This window comes from Aurantiacibacter xanthus, assembly GCF_003584015.1.
In the GTDB taxonomy this organism is placed as follows: domain Bacteria; phylum Pseudomonadota; class Alphaproteobacteria; order Sphingomonadales; family Sphingomonadaceae; genus Alteraurantiacibacter; species Alteraurantiacibacter xanthus.
The window spans coordinates 1-14831 of record NZ_QXFM01000001.1; the positions used below are offsets into that span (position 1 = coordinate 1).

At 66.2% G+C, this 14831-nt stretch carries 16 protein-coding genes and 1 tRNA gene; 11 read left to right on the forward strand and 6 right to left on the reverse strand.

What is annotated here, in order from left to right:
• The coding region (locus D2V17_RS21100; RefSeq protein WP_191228998.1) for a hypothetical protein at nucleotides 1-356 on the forward strand (356 nt) is incomplete at its 5' end.
• A gap of 145 nt (nucleotides 357-501) precedes the next feature.
• Here D2V17_RS21100 and D2V17_RS00010 read toward each other — a convergent pair.
• Nucleotides 502-578, reverse strand: a tRNA-Pro gene (locus tag D2V17_RS00010).
• 236 nt (nucleotides 579-814) lie between these two features.
• Between D2V17_RS00010 and yajC the strand changes: the two genes are divergently transcribed.
• The 3 genes from yajC to secF are packed head-to-tail and all read left to right on the forward strand — an operon-like array spanning nucleotide 815 to nucleotide 3743.
• Nucleotides 815-1135, forward strand: a complete 321-nt coding sequence (yajC, locus tag D2V17_RS00015) for a preprotein translocase subunit YajC (RefSeq protein ID WP_119591100.1) — start codon at nucleotides 815-817, stop codon at nucleotides 1133-1135.
• A gap of 20 nt (nucleotides 1136-1155) precedes the next feature.
• Nucleotides 1156-2751 (forward strand): protein translocase subunit SecD, encoded by a 1596-nt coding sequence (gene secD, locus D2V17_RS00020; protein WP_119591101.1) that lies wholly within the window; start codon nucleotides 1156-1158, stop codon nucleotides 2749-2751.
• An 11-nt stretch (nucleotides 2752-2762) separates the two neighbouring features.
• On the forward strand, nucleotides 2763-3743 hold the full coding sequence (gene secF, locus D2V17_RS00025) for a protein translocase subunit SecF (protein WP_119591102.1): 981 nt from the start codon (nucleotides 2763-2765) through the stop codon (nucleotides 3741-3743).
• Here the strand turns inward: secF and D2V17_RS00030 are convergent.
• The gene (locus tag D2V17_RS00030; protein ID WP_119591103.1) at nucleotides 3740-4924 is read right to left on the reverse strand and encodes a glycosyltransferase; all 1185 of its coding nucleotides are present in this window, start codon (nucleotides 4922-4924) and stop codon (nucleotides 3740-3742) included. The two genes, secF and D2V17_RS00030, sit on opposite strands and share 4 nt — an antisense overlap.
• Before the next feature lie 13 nt (nucleotides 4925-4937).
• Nucleotides 4938-5510 carry a helix-turn-helix domain-containing protein gene (locus D2V17_RS00035; protein ID WP_119591108.1) on the reverse strand — a complete coding sequence of 191 codons (573 nt, stop codon included), beginning with the start codon at nucleotides 5508-5510 and terminating at the stop codon, nucleotides 4938-4940.
• A gap of 104 nt (nucleotides 5511-5614) precedes the next feature.
• On the opposite strand from D2V17_RS00035, the gene D2V17_RS00040 reads away from it, so the two are divergent.
• Nucleotides 5615-6097: a DUF6456 domain-containing protein gene (locus D2V17_RS00040; protein ID WP_119591109.1), complete on the forward strand. Its 483-nt coding sequence runs from the start codon at nucleotides 5615-5617 to the stop codon at nucleotides 6095-6097.
• 163 nt (nucleotides 6098-6260) lie between these two features.
• Here D2V17_RS00040 and D2V17_RS00045 read toward each other — a convergent pair whose 3' ends face one another.
• Nucleotides 6261-7058 carry a hypothetical protein gene (locus D2V17_RS00045; RefSeq protein ID WP_147367131.1) on the reverse strand — a complete coding sequence of 266 codons (798 nt, stop codon included), beginning with the start codon at nucleotides 7056-7058 and terminating at the stop codon, nucleotides 6261-6263.
• 87 nt (nucleotides 7059-7145) lie between these two features.
• Nucleotides 7146-8954, reverse strand: coding sequence for an ABC-F family ATP-binding cassette domain-containing protein (locus D2V17_RS00050; protein ID WP_119591105.1), 1809 nt, complete (start codon nucleotides 8952-8954; stop codon nucleotides 7146-7148).
• Between the two features lie 111 nt (nucleotides 8955-9065).
• Between D2V17_RS00050 and D2V17_RS00055 the strand changes: the two genes are divergently transcribed.
• The 4 genes from D2V17_RS00055 to D2V17_RS00070 all read left to right on the forward strand — a co-directional run bounded on the left by D2V17_RS00055 (nucleotide 9066) and on the right by D2V17_RS00070 (nucleotide 12412).
• Nucleotides 9066-9803, forward strand: coding sequence for an SIMPL domain-containing protein (locus D2V17_RS00055; protein ID WP_119591106.1), 738 nt, complete (start codon nucleotides 9066-9068; stop codon nucleotides 9801-9803).
• Nucleotides 9804-9884: 81 nt separating this feature from the next.
• The gene (locus D2V17_RS00060) at nucleotides 9885-10229 is read left to right on the forward strand and encodes a hypothetical protein (protein ID WP_119591110.1); all 345 of its coding nucleotides are present in this window, start codon (nucleotides 9885-9887) and stop codon (nucleotides 10227-10229) included.
• Between the two features lie 85 nt (nucleotides 10230-10314).
• Nucleotides 10315-10992, forward strand: coding sequence for a response regulator transcription factor (locus tag D2V17_RS00065; protein ID WP_119591107.1), 678 nt, complete (start codon nucleotides 10315-10317; stop codon nucleotides 10990-10992).
• On the forward strand, nucleotides 10943-12412 hold the full coding sequence (locus D2V17_RS00070) for a sensor histidine kinase (protein ID WP_425453595.1): 1470 nt from the start codon (nucleotides 10943-10945) through the stop codon (nucleotides 12410-12412). The genes D2V17_RS00065 and D2V17_RS00070 overlap by 50 nt, the downstream gene beginning before the upstream one ends.
• Nucleotides 12413-12414: 2 nt before the next feature.
• Here the strand turns inward: D2V17_RS00070 and D2V17_RS00075 are convergent, their stop codons facing one another.
• Complete coding sequence (locus D2V17_RS00075; RefSeq protein WP_119591112.1) at nucleotides 12415-12714, reverse strand: chorismate mutase; 300 nt, start codon at nucleotides 12712-12714, stop codon at nucleotides 12415-12417.
• 107 nt (nucleotides 12715-12821) lie between these two features.
• Between D2V17_RS00075 and D2V17_RS00080 the strand changes: the two genes are divergently transcribed.
• Nucleotides 12822-13844 (forward strand): polyprenyl synthetase family protein, encoded by a 1023-nt coding sequence (locus D2V17_RS00080; RefSeq protein WP_119591113.1) that lies wholly within the window; start codon nucleotides 12822-12824, stop codon nucleotides 13842-13844.
• Nucleotides 13845-13955: 111 nt separating this feature from the next.
• The coding region (locus tag D2V17_RS00085) for a DEAD/DEAH box helicase (protein WP_119591114.1) at nucleotides 13956-14831 on the forward strand (876 nt) is incomplete at its 3' end.

Sequence of the window (14831 nt, forward strand, 5' to 3'; positions counted from 1 at the left end):
GTCCTGCACCCGAGCCGGTGGTCCTCAGCCGCAACGGCAGGCAGCTTGCCTATTCCGGCGAAACCACCATTCGCAGCGGTGCAGAGGTGAAGGTGGAGACCGCAAGGCCCGAACTGTCTCTATCCTTGCGCGAGATGGACCCCGGCGCATGGGTGATCTTCGAGTTGCCCGGCTTCAAGGCCGCCCGCGAAGGTGCGCGCAAAGCCAGCCTTGCCGCGCTGCGAGCCTCCGACGAGACCGCTTACTTCGCACAGGGCGATAGCCTGTGGGTCAAGCTGGTCGTCACGGACGGCAGCGATGAGGCCGCATCCGGCTTCGGCCCGCGTGGCAGAACCAGCATCGAGGTTGCCCGGTAAAGGCGGGGCGACTCAACGACGGGGCCTCCGGCGAAGGCCGGGGGTTTCTTCGCGCGCCCGCTATTTGCGCGGCGCAACCGCAATCGCACGCGACCTTGTGAGGGGAGAGAAGGGTGCGGATATGGCGATGAGGGGGATTTTCCACTGGTCGGGACGACTGGATTCGAACCAGCGACCCCTACACCCCCAGTATAGTGCGCTACCAGACTGCGCCACGTCCCGATGCCAGTGGAAGCGCGCCTATAGGCAAGGCTCTGCGACATGGCAAGCGGCTCGATTGGCAATTCACACAGTTGCCCGTCCGTCCCGGCAAATTTGGCCTGATTGCCAGCCCTTGGCATTGCTGCTAGGCGCGGCTGCCACGCACCGGAGAGGGTGCAGTTGCTTGCGCCGCGGCCGGGCGACACCACCTCTTCCGGCGCCAATCTGTTCATTCGTGCTGTTATTGGGCCGATCCTATGCTTGATATTCTTGCCGCCGGCGCTGCCGGTTCCTCGCCTCCCGGTTGGGTGCAGTTCCTGCCGATCGTCGGCATGATCGTGATCTTCTGGTTCCTGATCTTCCGCCCGCAGATGAAGCGGCAGAAGGACCACGCCAACAAGATCGCGGGCGTGAAGAAGAACGATCAGGTCGTCACCGCCGGCGGCGTGATCGGCAAGGTCGTGCGCGTCGACGACGACTACGTCGATCTCGAAATCGCACAGGGCGTGCGGATCAAGGTCGTCAAGAGCACGCTGGGCGACATCGTTCCGCCCGGCGCCAAACCTGCCAACGACTGATATTACGGGTCGGATAAGCCATGCTCGATTTTCCCCTCTGGAAACGCCTGTCCTTGTGGGGGCTTGCCCTCGTGGTGATGCTGGCCGCGGTTCCTTCGATTGCTTCGCTTTCGGGGGTGCGGTGGCCGTCGAGCCTGCCCGACCCGGAGGTTAATCTCGGGCTGGACCTTGCCGGCGGCAGCCATATCCTGCTTGAGGCGCAGTCTTCGCAGGTGGCGGCGCAGCGGCTGGAGTCGCTGGAGGAATCGGTGCGGTCCGCCCTGCGCGATGCCGAACCGCGCATCCGCATCGGCGATATCTCCACCGCCAATGGCCGTCTGTCGTTCATGCTGGAAGATGCCTCGCAGGTCGATGCCGCGCGCGAGCAGCTGCTGCCGCTGATCAACGGTTCGGGCCTGACCCGCGAGTGGGATCTGGCGGTGAACGATGGCAACCGCTTCATCCTCACGCCCACTGCGCAGGGTCTCGAACAGGCCGTCAGCAATGCGATGGATTCGGCCACTGAGGTGGTCCGCCGCCGCATCGACGCGCTCGGCACGCGCGAACCGACCATTATTCGCCAGGGCGACAACCGCATCGTGGTGCAGGTGCCCGGCCTCGAAGACCCGGCTGCGCTGAAGGAACTGCTCGGCCAGACCGCCAATCTCGAATTCAAGCTGGTCGACACCAATGCGCTGCCCTCCGACATCGAGCAGGGCATTGCCCCTCCGGGAAGCCAGATCCTCGAAGGCGCTCCGGGCAGCGACTACGAAGGCCGCAAGATCGCGGTGCGCCGCCTTGGCGGCATTCGCGGCGATACGCTGACCGGCGCACAGGGCACGGTCGATCCGCAGACCAACGAGAACGTGGTCACGATCCAGTTCGACCCGACCGGCGGCGCTCGCTTTGCCAAGCTCACCAGCGAGAACGTCAACAAGCCCTTCGCCATCATCCTCGATGACGAGGTGCTGTCCGCCCCCAACATCAACGAGCCGATCATCGGCGGTTCGGCACGCATCTCGGGCGGCTTCACCGCCGAAAGCGCCAACCAGCTGGCGATCCAGCTGCGCTCGGGCGCACTGCCGGTCGATCTGTCGGTGGTGGAAGAGCGCACGGTCGGCCCCGATCTGGGTGCCGATTCGATCAACCGTGGCATGATGGCGATGGGCATCGGCTCGTTGCTGGTCGTGCTGCTGATGGTCCTCACCTATGGCCGCTTCGGCGTCTATGCGACCTTCGCTCTGGTCATCAACGTGCTGATGATCCTCGGGATCATGGCGCTGATGAACACCACGCTGACCTTGCCCGGCATTGCCGGTTTCGTGCTCACCATCGGCGCGGCGGTCGACGCCAACGTGCTGATCAACGAGCGTATCCGCGAGGAGAGAAAGCGAGGGCGGCGCGTGTTCAACGCGGTGGAGACCGGCTACCGCGAGGCGAGCCGCGCCATTTACGACGCCAACGCCACCAACTTCATCGCCGGTGTCCTGCTGTTTGCCTTCGGCTCGGGCCCGGTGCGCGGCTTTGCCGTGGTTCTGATTATCGGCCTGTTCACCAGCGTGTTCACCGCCGTGACGCTAACCCGGATGTGGGTGGCGGGCTGGCTGCGCAGCAAGCCTTCTGAAATCCACATTTGAGGGGAGAGACAATGCGCCTTCTGAAACTCGTCCCCGACGACACCAACATCCACTTCCTCAAGTGGCGGGTGCCCTTTTACGTGATCTCCTGCCTGCTGATTGCGGCAAGCTGGGCACTCGTGTTCACCAAGGGCCTCAACTACGGCGTCGACTTTGCCGGTGGGCAGGAAATCCGCGCCACCTTCGTCGGCGAGACTGAAGCCCCCGTGGCTGAATTGCGCGACGCGATCAGCGCGCTGCCTACGGTGGAGAATCCCACCATCCAGCGCTTCGGTCAGCCCAATCAGGTCTCGATCCGCGTCCGTCTGCTCGACGAGGCCGAGGGCGATCCCGGCTTCGCCAACCGCATGTCGGAAGAAATCACCAATGCGATGCGGGCAGAACACCCGGACGTGGTGATCGACGGCGTCGATTCGGTTTCGGGCAAGGTCTCGGGCGAGTTCCGCAACACTGCGCTCTACGCGCTGCTGTTCGCGATGCTGGCGATTTCGATCTACATCTGGATCCGGTTCGAATGGCAGTTCGGTGTCGGCGCGCTGTTCGCGCTGTTCCACGACGTGTCGCTGACGATGGGCATGTTCGCACTGTTGCAGATGGAGTTCTCGCTCCAGATCATCGCCGCGATCCTGGCGATCATCGGCTATTCGCTGAACGACACCATCGTGGTCTACGACCGTATTCGCGAGAACCTGAAGAAGTATCGCAAGATGCCGATGTTCGAGCTGCTCGACCTGTCGGTCAACGAGACGCTGGCGCGCACGGTGATGACCTCGCTCACGCTGCTGGTCGCGCTTATTCCGCTGCTGCTGTTCGGCCCGGCCAGCCTGTTCGGCCTTGTCGCCGCGATCACGCTGGGTATTTTCGTCGGCACCTATTCGTCGGTCTATATGGCCGCGCCGATCCTGATCTGGCTCGGCGTGAACAGCGACAGCTTCGTCCCGACCGAGACCAGCGCAGACCGGCAGGAACGCAAGGCGCGCGGCGAAGTCTAGGCGATCAGCCGCTCGTAGTAGGAGGCCAGTGCGGCGGCATTGGCCTCCCAGCTGAAGCGTGCGGCGCTCTGGCTCACCACTGCGGGCGGGGTCGCCTCGGCGAACAGCTGCCCTAGCGCCTGTGCAATCGCATCGGCATCGCGCGCGACGATCCTGCCTGCCGGACTGACATCGGCGCTCAGGATCTCTCGCGCACCGCCGACATCGGTGATCACCAGCGGCGTGCCGCAGGCGAGCGATTCGACCCAGGCATTGGCCAGACCCTCGCTGGCTGACGGCAGCGCGGTTGCGTCCGCTGCCGAAAGCACGCGCGGCAGGTCGCCGTGGCCGAGCGAGCCGAGGAAATGGACCCGCTCTGTCAGGCCCAGCTCCTGCGCCAGCTCGGCCAGGGCGGCGCGATCCGGTCCGATGCCGACCAGCGCCAGATGGGTGTCGGGCAACTGCGCCAGAGCGCGGATCACGAAGTGCTGTCCCTTGCGCGGTATCAGCGCGCCAATGCTGGCCACCAGCCGCGCGCCCGGATCGAGCGTGATGCCGAAATGGCTGGCCAGATAGGTCCGGCTCTCGGCCCGATTGAGCGGGCGGAACAGGCTGCGGTCGAGCCCGGTGTAATGGACGGTGATCTTGTCGCGTGGGAGGCCGATGTCCGCCATGTCGTTGGCCAGCATGTCGCACACGGCCAGCAGGCCCGAGGCCTGTTCGGCAGCGGCGCGCATCTTGCGGTTGGCATAGGCCTTCTTGCCCCAGTGCGAGATATCCGCCCCGCGCGCCTTGATGCTGAGCGGCAGGCCGAGGTCTTCGGCGATGCGGGCGGCGGCGGGGCCGTCGGGATAGAAGAACTGCGCATCGACCAGATCGAACGGTGCGCGGGCGTGCAGCCGCCGGGCGATGGGCAGGGCCGCGCGCACGATCATCGCCGGGTTGAACGGTCCGCCGACCGAGGGGATCAGGGTGAACCGGGGGCGGAACACCTCGACACCGCCCTCGTGGCCCGACTTGGCCGCCTGCGCCAGCGCGCGATAGCGGCCCATCGGCACCGGCGGCACGCCGATCGGGTTGATGATGGTCACTTCCCAGTCCCCGCGCGCGGCGAGCGCCTCCATCTGGCGGGCCACGAAGGTGCCAAAGCGCGGCTGCTGCGCGTTGGGATAAAGCGTGGCAAGCGAGAGGACGCGCTTCATCGTCCGGGCTCCGTTACAGTTTCCGTACCAGCATTTCGGCCACGGCGAGCCAGGGCGGCCCGTCGATCACGATTTGCCGCTGCCCGCTGCCGGGCGGCAACAGGCCGACAAAGCTGCCCTTGCGGTCGATCAGCCGCCCGAAGGCGAAACGGCCACCCGAGCGGGGCGCGAGCACGTCGCGGTTCATGAGGGCGTGGGAGTCCTCGGGGTCGACCTTGCGCATCCATAGCTGGTCGCCGCTGCGGTATTCGCCCTGGCTGTATTCGACGACGAGGCAGATCAGCGCGCCGCCATCGACCAGTTCTGTCGGCAGGATCGCATCGCGCGGAGCGGTGAGGCCTTCAGGGCCGGTGTCGGTGAGGCGGGCGACCACCTGCGGCGCGGGCTGCTCCTCGCCCTTCACCAGCGTTTCCGGGTCGACGCCGAGCGCCGCGCCGATGCGGTTCATCCACACCAGCGAGAGGTTGCGCATGCCGGTTTCGAGCCGACCGATGGTCTGCGCGGTGGTCGGCGGATCGCAGGCCTCGGCGACTTCGGCCAGCGTCAGGCCTTTCTGCTTGCGGATGGCACGGATGCGATTGATCACCGCTGAAGGCTCCAACATAACCAAATCGGTTTTTCTTCTTTCCTACATCGTACCGCTGCTGGCAAGCCGCTGCCTTCGCAATCATGGGGAGAACACATATGTCGATGCCGCGCGAACTGGTGGAACGCGAGCTGACCGAGGAAGGGCCGCGCCATGGCCGCAGGGGCGGCGGCATTTCGCGCAGGCGGCGCAGCGTCACCGTGAACCTTGCCGAAAGCCCGCTGGGCTGGCTGCACGCCCATGGTCATCTCGACGACCGGCTGTTCGCTGCCGGAGAAGCATTGCGAGGCGACTATGAGCGGGCACAGGTCGCGCCGTCGATCACCATGCGGTGGGACCCGGTGCGGGTGAAGTCGACCGGCGAGCGCGGGCTGGAGCAGGGGGAAAAGCAGATCGCCGCGCGCCACCGCTTCGATGGCGCGATGAAGGCCGCCGGGCGGGGGCTGGAGGACGTGCTGTGGCGGGTGGTCTGCGCGGGTGAGACGTTGCCGGTGGCGGAAAAGGCGCTGGCCTGGCCCGCGCGTTCGGGCAAGCTGGTGTTGCGACTGGCATTGGACCGGGTGGCGGATTTTTACCGCCTGCGCTGAGGCTTGGAGTCCGATGACATTGTCCTGATCCACCTTGCTCCCCTCCCCTCGGGGAGAGGCTGGGGCTGGGGGTGGGGGCTCGACGCGGGCTGGCGTGGAACCCCCATCCCAACCCTTCCCCAGAGGGGAAGGGCTTTGCGAGTGGGCGCTCTGCTGTCCGGCTCTAGCGGCCCGTCAGCGCCGCATACCAACGTTTGAACAACGCCGCGATCTGTTGCCACAGCGAGGGTTCGGGCTGCGCCAGGCTCACATCGTCGCGCACGAGCCGCGCGCGCAGGTTGCTCTGGGCGGACGGCGCGGGTGCGATTGGCTCGGGGGCAGGGCGCGGGGCCTCGTCCTCGTCGAACAGGATCACCGACGCCACCGCCTCGTCGCTGACCGGCGACAGCGCGGGGGCGCGTGTCGTCTCCTGCGGTTTCGGGGCCGACCGCACCGGCTCGCGGTGCGAGAATCCGGGGGCAATGTCGTCGTAGCCGCGCACCAGTCGAGGGCGTTCTGGCGCGCTCTTGCGTATGGGCATCGGCTCGCTGGGCGGCACCATCGGCGAATCGGGCAGGGTGCCGAACATGGTGCCGCGCGGAGCCATGGTCCTGGGTTCGCGGGGTTCGCGCGGCCGGGTCAGCGCCAGCACCTGTTCGGGGGCGGGCGGTTCAGCCTCGACGATCTGGTCTTCGTCGTCGTCGTTGAACGGAGCGAGATCCTGCGCGAACAGGTCATCCTCGTCATCCTCCGACATCGGTGCGAGGCCGAACAGACTGACGGTGGCGCGCGGGCGCTGCTCGGGTTCGTAGTCTTCCAGTTGCTCGGCAGCGCCTTGCTGGAACATCTGGAAGGCCTGCGCCAGCTCATCGGGGTCGACGACAAGGACGGGCTTCTTCTTCAGCTTGCGCGCGCCCATGCTGGCAAGGCTGCCAAAAGCAGCCTCACTGCGCAGCGCTGCTGAAGAGGAATTCAGACCCATTAGCCCCTTAAACCGCAAGTTGGTGGAGGGGGCGTGTCGATAAATGGTTAATTGCGGGTAAGCGCTAATTTCGTGCCGCGCGCAACTCTAGCCCTCGACCTGCTCGGCCAGTTCCAGCCAGCGCATCTCTGCCTCGTCCTTTTCGGTGCGGGCAAGTTCGAGCGATTTGGAGATGCGCTCGAACTTGCCGGGATCGCGCGCGTATAGCTCGGGATCGCCCAGCGCGGCCTCGCCATTGGCGATCAGGCGGTCGAGTTCCTCGATTCGCGCGGGCAGCTGCTCGTAGTCGCGCTGGTCCTTGTAGCTGAGCTTGTTCGAGGCCGGGGCAGGCGGCGGCGGAGATGGGGGCGGAGCGCTGTCAGCCGCCTTCTTCGCCGGAGCCTTCGCCCGCGCCTTGCGCTGGGCCTGCCAGTCTTCATAGCCGCCCGCCACGATATCGACCGTGCCGCTGCCGTCGAGCCCGAGCGTCACGGTGACGGTGCGGTCGAGGAAGTCGCGGTCGTGGCTGACGATCAGAACGGTGCCGTCGTAGTCCGCGATCACCTCTTGCAGCAGGTCGAGCGTTTCGAGGTCGAGGTCGTTGGTCGGCTCGTCGAGCACCAGCAGGTTCGAGGTGCGCGAGAATTCGCGCGCCAGCAGGATGCGCGAGCGTTCGCCGCCCGAGAAGGTGCCGATCTTCGCATCGACCACCGAAGGATCGAACAGGAACTCCTTGAGATAGCCCTGCACGTGCTTGCGGGTGCCGCGCACATCGACCCAGTCGCCGCCCTCGGCGAGCACGTCGCGCACGCTTTTCTGCGGGTCGAGCAGCTTGCGCTGCTGGTCGATCATCACGCCCGAGAGCGTGTTGGCATGGGTGACAGTGCCGCTGTCGGGCTCCAGCTCGCCGGTGAGCATCTTGAGCAGCGTGGTCTTGCCCGCACCGTTCGCACCGACCACGCCGATCCGGTCGCCGCGCTGGATGCGCAGCGAGAACGGCTTGATGACCGTGCGCTCGCCATAGGTCTTCGAGATATCCTCGGCCACGATCACCGACTTCGACTTGAACTCCGCATCGCTGCCGAGCGCGATCTTGGCGGTGCCGGTCGGCTGGATCATCGCGGCGCGGGCCGCGCGCATCTGCCACAGCTTTTCGAGCCGCCCCATGTTGCGCTTACGCCGCGCGGTCACGCCGCGTTCGAGCCAGTGCGCCTCGATCTTGAGCTTGGCGTCCATGCGCGCGGCATTGCGCGCCTCCTCGGCATAGACCTGCTCTTCCCACGCCTCATAGCCGCCGAAGCCGACATCCTTGCGCCGCATGTTGCCCCGGTCGAGCCACAGGGTGGCGTTGGTCAGCCGCTTCAAAAAGGTGCGGTCGTGGCTGATGACGATGAAGGCACCGCGAAAGCGTGTGAGCCAGTCTTCGAGCCAGTCGATGGCGGCAAGGTCGAGGTGGTTGGTCGGCTCGTCGAGCAGCAGCAGGTCAGGGTCCATCGCCAGCGCGCGAGCGATGGCGGCGCGGCGCTTCTCGCCGCCGCTGGCGGTGGCTGCCTCGCGGCCCATGTCGATCCCGAGCTGGCCGGCAATCGCCTCGACCTCGTATTCGGCAGGCGCATTCTCGCCGCTGAGCGCGAAGTCCATCAGGGTGGCGCAGCCGGTGAAGTCGGGCTCTTGTTCGAGCCACACGATGTTGGTGCCGGGCTTGATCTTGCGCAGGCCGCGGTCGGCCTCGATCTCGCCGGTGATCAGCTTGAGCAGCGTGGTCTTGCCCGCACCGTTGCGGCCGATCAGCGCGAGCCGGTCGCGCGGGCCAATGTGGAGGTCGAGGCCGTCCCCCTGCGCCGGGTTGCCGAACAGCCAGCCGCCGCCTTGCTGGAGGCCAAGGCCTTCCCAGGAGAGAATAGGAGGTTCTGCCATGATCGGCGCGACCTAGTGAGGCGGCGCGGACCTGACAAGCTCCACGCGCGTTCAGGAAGCGGAAATCGGCGGTGCCCGAAACAGCCGGTCATTCATTCATGGAGTTATTACATGTCGCGTCTTTCCATCTCCGCTCTTGCCGCATCTGCTGCGCTTGCTGCCACAGGGCCGCTTGCCGCCTCGCCTGCCGCTGCCGCCGATGTGGCGATCAGCTCGCAGGGCCCGGTGGTTGAATTGCAGGTATCGCAGCAGGTTCTGTCCGATCCCGACAAGGCCACTATCAACGCTGGCGTCACCACGCGCGGTGCGACCGCAGTGCAGGCGATGCAGGCCAACGCCGCTCAGATGGAGCGCGTGCTGGCGCAGGTGACCAGCCTCGGCGTGCCCGCCAACCGCGTGCAGACCAGCGGCATCACGCTTAACCCGCAGTACGACTACAGCAATAACCAGCCGCCGCAGTTCATGGGCTATGAGGCGACCAATACGGTCACGCTCGAACTGCGCGATCTCGACCGGATCGGGCCGGTGCTCGATGCGCTGGTGGCTGCGGGCGCGACCAACCTCAACGGCCCGATGTGGGCGATTGTCGACGACAGCAGCGCAAAACAGACCGCTCGCGAAGGTGCCTTTGCAAAGGCTCGCAAGCAGGCAGAGGACTATGCCCGCATGGCCGGGTTCGGCTCGGCCCGTCTGCTGGCGGTGGAAGAGACGCTCGACTATGGCACGCCGATGTACGACCGGGTCGCGTTGCAATCGTCCGCCGGTGCGCCGCCTGCGGCAACCCCCACGCGCCCCGGCCAGGTGGCCACGCAGGTCACGCTAACCGTGAAGTACGCGCTGGAGCAATAGGGCAACAGCCAGGCTTGCTGTGGGCAAAGCGCGGCATTCACTCCTTGTTCAATGCCCATGACTTAGGCAGAACCCGTGATGATGACCGCCTTTGCTCCCCGCATTTCTGCTTTTGCCGCTGCATCGGCGCTCGCGCTGGCTGGTGCGGTGCTGGCAGTTCCAGCCGCCGCGCAGCCCGTGCCGTCACGCCTTCAGGCCGACGATCAGGCGAGCGCCCGTGCCGAAATGCAGGCCGGGCGCAACCTGCCGATCCGCGCTATCGAACAGCGCATCGTGCCGCGCTACGAACGGCAGGGGTTCGAGTATCTGACCTTCGAGTATGACGGTGTGGCCGCGATCTACCGGCTCAAGTTCATCAAGGATGGGCGGCTGCTGTTCGTCGATGCCGATCCGCGTTCAGGCCGGGTGCTGCGCGAACAGCGCTGATCCGCGCGCCGGAAACCTTAGCCTTGGTTGACGCGTTCATGACATTCGCCCAAGCACGGGTGCAGATGTTTGCGAAGGGGTATCAATGCGCATCCTGATCGTGGAAGACGAACCGACACTGGGCCAGCAGCTCAAGAACACGCTGGAGCAGAACGGCTATGCGGTCGACCTGTCGACCGATGGAGAAGACGGCCATTTCCTCGGCTCGACCGAGGAATATGACGCCGTGGTGCTCGACCTCGGCCTGCCCGAGATCGACGGGCTGACCGTGCTCGGCATGTGGCGCAAGGAGGGGCGCAAGTTCCCCGTGCTGGTGCTGACCGCGCGCGATTCGTGGTCCGACAAGGTGGCCGGGCTCGACGCCGGTGCCGACGACTATCTGGCGAAACCGTTCCAGACCGAGGAGCTGATCGCCCGCCTGCGCGCGCTGATCCGGCGCGCCTCGGGCAATGCTTCCTCGGAGCTGACTGCCGGGGAGGTGCGGCTCGATACCCGCTCGGGCCGTGTCACCCGCGCCGGAGAGCCGGTCAAGCTGACCGCGCAGGAATACAAGCTGCTGAGCTACCTGATGCACCACAAGGGCAAGGTGGTCAGCCGTACCGAACTGATCGAGCATATCTACGATCAGGATTTCGACCGCGATTCGAACACCATCGAGGTGTTCGTCACGCGCATCCGCAAGAAGCTCGGCGCAGAGGTAATCACAACGATCCGTGGCCTCGGTTACAGCCTCGACGACCCCTCCGCAGGCGCTCGCGAATAGCGTCGATGAGGAGGGTGCGGCCCCCGCTGACGTGAGCGCCGAGGAAGCGCCCGCGGGCGAACTCGCGTCCGACATGGAAACGCGCAACACTGGCTCGATCGCGCGCCGGATGATGATCATCGCGGCGGTGTGGATTGTCGTGTTGCTGGCGATTGGTGGCTTCGCGCTCGATCGGGCGCTGACGCAGTTGCTTTCCCAGCAGTTCGACGAACAGCTCGAACTGCCGCTGACGGCGATGATTTCGTCAGCCGAGATCGACCCCTACGGCGACGTGTGGTTCAATCGTCCGCTCGCCGACCAGCGCTTTCTGGAGCCGAACTCGGGCTTCTACTACCAGATCAACGGCAACGGCGCGGTGAACTACTTCTCGCGCTCCTTGTGGGATCGCACGCTCGCCATCGACGAGAATGTCGATGCCGAAAATCCGGTGTTCTACGATTCGGACCAGTTCCCCGACGAAAGCCTGCGGCTGGTGCAGCGCACCGTGCAGATTCCGGGCTCGGATACGCGGTGGCAGTTCGTGGTCGCCGGATCGCGCGAGGAACTGGACAGTCAGCTCAACTCGATCCGCGCGCTGCTTGGCTGGTCGTTTGCGGTGCTGGGCGTGGGCCTGTTCCTGATGGCCGTGGCACAGACCTGGTACGGCCTTTCGCCGCTGCGCCGCATCCGCCGGGCGATTGCCTCGATCCGTCAGGCGGGCTCGAACCGGGTGACCGAGCCGCTGCCGCTCGAAGTGCAGCCGATGGTGCAGGAGCTGAACGCGCTGCTCGACCACTCGCAGAAGCAGGCCGAGGAGGCGCGCACCCATGCGGGCAACCTTGCCCATGCGCTGAAGACCCCGCTCACGGTGCTCAACAACGCCGCGCGTGCACACGATCCGGGGCTCGACGACATCGTGCTGCGCGAGGCGGCGAGCATGCAGCGGCAGGTCGACCATCATCTCGCCCGTGCCCGCGCGGTGGGGCGGCGCGCCAGCGGCCACTCACGCAGTGTGGTGATGGACAGTGCCAGCGCCGTGGAGCGGGCGGTGCGCACGCTTTACCCCGAGGTACGGCTCGATGTGGCGGGCAATTCCGCTGCTGCCGTGTCGCTCGAACGGCAGGATCTGGACGAACTGCTCGGCAACCTGATCGAGAATGCGGCCAAATATGGTGGCGGTTCGGTGTTCGTCACGGTCGATCCGCGTCCTGTCGATCCGCTTTGCGCGATCTGGATCGAGGACGATGGCACCGGCATTCCGGAAGAAAAGCGGGTGTCGATCTTCGAACGCGGCGCGCGGCTCGATACCGAGAAGCCGGGCACCGGGCTGGGGCTTGCCATCGTGCGCGATGTGGCCGGAATTTACGGCGGCGAGGTCAGCCTCGGCGAAAGCGAGGATCTGGGCGGGCTGCTCGTGGAACTGCGGCTCCCGCGCGCCTGAGCTTATTCGCCGCGCGCCTTGCGGTGGTGGCGGATCACCTCGTCGATCACGAAGCGGATGAACTTCTCCGAGAACTCGGGATCGAGATCGGCCTCGATGGCGAGCTTGCGCAGCCGTTCGATCTGGCGCGCCTCGCGGTTGGGATCGGCAGGGGGAAGCTGGGTCTTCGCCTTGTACTCGCCCACGGCCTGCGTGATACGGAACCGCTCGGCCAGCATGTGGATCAGCGCGGCATCGATGTTGTCGATGCTTTTGCGGAAGCCGTCCAGAACCGTGTCGGTGGGCGGGGCGGTAGTGGCCATCTTGTGCGTCTCGTATTCTGGCTGTTCGACGGGCTCGGTCATCGCCGGCCCTCTTGGGCGAGAATTGGCCGCTTGCCAAGCGTGTGTCGGTTCTCCATCTGGGGCGCATGAGTGATAACGTGGTCCCGATCAAGCGCGCCATCGGCGCTGACGAGCCGAGCCTGAGCCCGATTCTGTCGCTGACGGCGACGGCGATGAATTCGGTCAACCAGATCATCCTGCAACGCATGCAGAGCGAAATTCCGCTGATTCCGGCGCTTGCCGGGCACCTGATCGCAGGGGGAGGCAAGCGGATGCGCCCGATGCTGACGCTCGCGGGGGCGGAGCTGCTTGGTTACGAGGGCACCCGCCATCACCTGCTCGCCGCTGCGGTGGAGTTCATCCACACCGCCACCCTGCTGCACGACGACGTCGTCGATGGCAGCGAGACGCGCCGCGGCAAGGAAGCGGCGAATATCGTGTTCGGCAACCCGGCCACGGTGCTGGTGGGCGATTTCCTGTTCAGCCGCGCGTTCGAGCTGATGGTCGAGGATGGCAGCCTCAAGGTGCTGAAAATCCTCTCCAGCGCCAGCGCCACGATTGCGCAGGGCGAGGTCGACCAGCTGACCGCCCAGCGCAAGATCGAGACCAGCGAGGACCGCTATCTCGGCATCATCGGTGCGAAGACGGCGGCGCTGTTTGCCGCCGCCAGCCGGATCGCCGCTGTCGTGGCCGAGAAGGACGAGGCCGCCGAGCGTGCTTTGGATGACTATGGCCGCAACCTCGGGGTGGCGTTCCAGCTGATCGACGACGCGATCGACTACGATTCGGATGCCGCCGAAATGGGCAAGGACCGGGGCGACGATTTCCGCGAGGGCAAGATGACCCTGCCGGTGATCCTCGCCTATGCGCGCGGCACGCCGGAAGAGCGTCAGTTCTGGGAGGAGGCCATCGCCGGTTTCCGCGATACCGACGAGGATCTCGCCCATGCGGTCGAACTGATCGGGCGGCATGACTGTATCTCCGCCACCCGCGAGCGGGCGCGGCACTTTGCGCAGAAGGCCTGCGATGCGCTGGCGATGTTCCCCGACAGCAAGGCGCGCCGGGCGATGGTCGAGGCGGCGCAGTTCGCGGTTAGCCGGGGATACTAGAAACCCTACCGCTCACCCTGAGCTTGTCGAAGGGGCGCTTTCCTCTTTAGAGCCTTGGTCCGAAAGGAAAGGCAGTGCTTCGACAAGCTCAGCACGAGCGGGGATTTGCGGGTGCCTGAGGCACTCCCCATCGAGGCCGTCCTGCCCGAGCTGCTCGCCGCCCTGCGCGAGCGGCCAGGCGCGGTCCTGATCGCGCCGCCGGGCGCGGGCAAGACCACCGCCGTCGCCCCCGCGCTGCTCGATGAGCCCTGGTGCACCGGCCAGATTATCCTCACCTCGCCGCGCCGGGTCGCCGCGCGCGCTGCTGCCGAGCGGATCGCGCAACTGCTTGGCGAGGAGGTCGGGCACCGTGTTGGCTACCTGACCCGGCTCGATTCCAAGCAGTCGAAGGCGACCCGCATTCTGGTCGTCACCGAGGCCATTCTGGTCAACAGATTGCTGGATGATCAGGAGCTTGCGGGCGTCTCCTGCCTGCTGTTCGACGAAGCGCACGAACGCCACCTCGACAGCGACCTCGGCCTTGCGCTGGCGCTCGAAACGCAGGGCGTCCTGCGCGAGGACCTGCGGCTGTGCGTGATGTCCGCCACCATCGACGGCACCCGCTTCGCCGAGCTTCTGGGCGAGGGCGCGCCTGTGATCGAGAGCGCGGGCAAAGCCTATCCGCTGGCGCTCCGCTGGCTCGGCGCCGCGCCGGAGAAACGGCTCGATGAGGCGATGGCCTCGGCCGTGCTCGAAGCCTGGCGCGAGGAGCAGGGCGATATTCTCGCCTTCCTCCCCGGCGTGGGCGAGATCGAGCGGCTGCGCGAACGGCTCAGCGAAAAGCTCCCGAACACGCCGGTGCTGCCGCTGCACGGGCAGATCGAGCCCGCCGCCCAGCGCGCGGCGATCCGGCGCGATGGCGAGGGGCGGCGGCGCATCGTGCTCGCCACCAGCATTGCCGAGACCTCGCTGACGCTCGACGGCGTGTCGGTGGTGGTCGACAGCGGT